The organism is Ideonella sp. P3_A4, from assembly GCF_056403075.1.
The window spans coordinates 1-2561 of sequence record NZ_JBFUGE010000767.1 but is presented as its reverse complement, the minus strand read 5'-3'; the positions used below and the strand labels follow the sequence as shown (position 1 = coordinate 2561).

Below are 2561 nucleotides of genomic sequence, written 5' to 3'. Positions count from 1 at the left end.
TAACGTCCGACGTAAGGGGCGGCTTGCGGCTTGCCGCAAGACGTCCCCTTGACGGAGATGTTAGGCGAGCGACGTTGAGCAAGGCTGTGACAGGAACGCGAGGGCACCAACGAAGCGATTGGGCTGTTAGGTGGCGACGAGGCTGAGCGAAGGCACGGAGCTTTTTGGCATTTTGGTTCCTGCAACCTCGACCAATCGGCGAGCCATGTTCGCTTGCATTTTTACCGGGGAGGCCAAGCAAGCCAACGCTGGAGCGGCAGAGGGCTTCGAGCGAGTACTGATCGGCCTGGTGGACGCTGGGCTGTTCTGGGGTGGCTGAGTGCTCGAAGGCCGACCTGTGGCACGGTGCCAGCCCGGATGGCAAACGAGACTCGACACTGAGACAAAGGCATTTCTGACTTTGCTTAACGTTCGACGTAAGGGGCCTGCCGCAGGCAGGTCCCCTTGACGGAGTGGTTAGGCGGCAGGCGCTGAGCAAGGAGATACCTGGAACGCGACACCACCAACCGGAGAAGCCCAGCAGCGCAAACGCCACTGGGCGGAACGACGGCGTTGACGGCGCGTTGCATTTGGGCTCCGGCGGCCATTTTTGACCAGCCGCTACTCTGTTGCAAGGCGGCTCTCCGATAGCTCTTGCTTGAAGAGCGCGTGCCCCTTCGCCCAAGAGCCTCCCCAGATTTGGTCTATTGCGTCAACGACAGCATCGTATCGTGGGTCATCGCTCGGCAGCGTTTGCTGTATCTCCGAGAACAGCCTGTACATTGGAACCTGGCCCATGCCTTCATCTCGAAGCGCCAATGCAAGTTGGCGTGTGCTGCCTGATGAATCGTTGGAGTTCAGTGCCTCCGTGAGCCGCTCTTGTTCACTAGCCATTGAAACCTCCGGGACGCCTAACGTTCGACGTAAGGGGCTGGCCGCAGGCCAGTCCCCTTGACGGAGGGGTTAGGCATTGGCCGCGAGACAGCAAGATGGCCGGAACGTGCGGCCAAAYCAGAAGCAGCGGAGCTAAGAGTACTASCCCACCGCATGGATGGTGCCTGAACATTGCGGGGGATAGGCGACCCGGTACTGAGAGCTTTCGGCTACCGACAGCGAGGAAAGGCCAACCTGCACGGCTTCAAGTAGATWGGGTTCCCCAAGTGACTGGCTCTCCAACAGGCCGACTATGACTGCCAGAGCCTTCTCTGCGTCATTGACGGAGAGGTAGATGTGCATGGCGTCGGTTTTGGGCTCGAAGCCGTAACCAGAGTCTCCTATTGAACCGTTGGAAGCAACTGCCAGGCGATCGGGTATTTCGTACCGAAGGTCGAGGTCTRCATTGACCAGTGGTTTCGGATCGATGCGGATGACGATGGACTGCATGAAATGCCTAACGTTCGACGTAAGGGGCGGCCRCAAGTGGGCGAAGCCCGCTTGTGGACGTCCCCTTGACGGAGGGGTTAGCCATCGGCTGCCGCAGGAGAGAGTGGAGAACCACAAAGCGTGGCAGAGATAGCGAYGTGCTCGACATAGCTCGACYTCAGAGGAATGCTGACCTACTGTTTCGGTGAAGAGCGCCGAATGAACAGGATGCCAAAGAAGAGACCGAAGCCTACCCATGGAAGGGCCTGGGCCAACATGACTAGCCTTGGAACTCGCCCTGCGAAGACTATGCCTGAAAGTGCGAGGACGATGCCCACCRATGCATGAGCCAGTGTGGCGTTGTATCGCTCAGCAAGAGCCGCGCGCCATGAGAAGAAGATAGCCAAACCGCCCATGAAGGTGCCGCAAACGAGAAGAAAGCTTGGCCGAAACGCGAATGTTGACACAGCTGCTGCGATAGCCATTGCGGCGCAACTTACAGGGGCCGCCTTCTCCCATTGCGCGAATCGCTCGCGTGCTTCAGTGTTGAAGCGAGATGGATCGGGATTCATTGATGATGGCTAACGTTCGACGTAAGGGGCCTGCCGACGGCAGGTCCCCTTGACGGAGGGGTTAGGCCGCATTCGGCCGGCCCTGCTGCGACATGGTATTGACCCACAAGGCCACGGCGATTGAAACGATAACCGAGACATAGAGAAGCCCTCGGGAGCGCTCGCGTAGGGCGAAGTATGCAACTGCGCCAGCAGCTGCCATGCCGCAAGCAAGAACTCCGGCTGCTTTGAGGTAGCCATGGAAGAGGAGCGAAAGCAACCAGCCTGGACTCGCAAGGAAGATGAGGGCTGCGGCGATGCCCTCAGGAAAGAAGAGGAAGAGCGACCCGCTGGCGAATAGCCAGTGATCCGCCTTCTTTACCGGTGCGGGAGCAGGGCTCGGCGCAAGACGTGCCCTGGCCGCTGCTATTTGTGCTCCGGTCGCAGAAGCCAATAGACCACATCCGGAACAAGCGGCTACGCCCGGCTCGTTTACGCTGCCGCAGCCATGGCAAGACCAGCGATAGGACGGCGTATTCATGAGGCTTAACGTTCGACGTAAGGGGCGGCCCGCTGGCGGGACGTCCCCTTGACGGAGGGGTTAGGCAGGAGTTTAGTAGCCCTTCGCTGCCAGTCGCAAGATCATGCCGCCAATCTCGGGATCCATCT

2 protein-coding genes are annotated in these 2561 nt (G+C 59.4%); both read right to left on the bottom strand.

Annotated features, from left to right (window positions below; all coding sequences use genetic code 11):
- Nucleotides 1-1014 precede the first annotated feature (1014 nt).
- Complete coding sequence (locus AC1DYI_RS32415; protein WP_477208225.1) at nucleotides 1015-1362, bottom strand: hypothetical protein; 348 nt, start codon at nucleotides 1360-1362, stop codon at nucleotides 1015-1017.
- 612 nt (nucleotides 1363-1974) lie between these two features.
- Complete coding sequence (locus AC1DYI_RS32410; RefSeq protein WP_477208224.1) at nucleotides 1975-2433, bottom strand: hypothetical protein; 459 nt, start codon at nucleotides 2431-2433, stop codon at nucleotides 1975-1977.
- Between the last annotated feature and the right edge of the window lie 128 nt (nucleotides 2434-2561).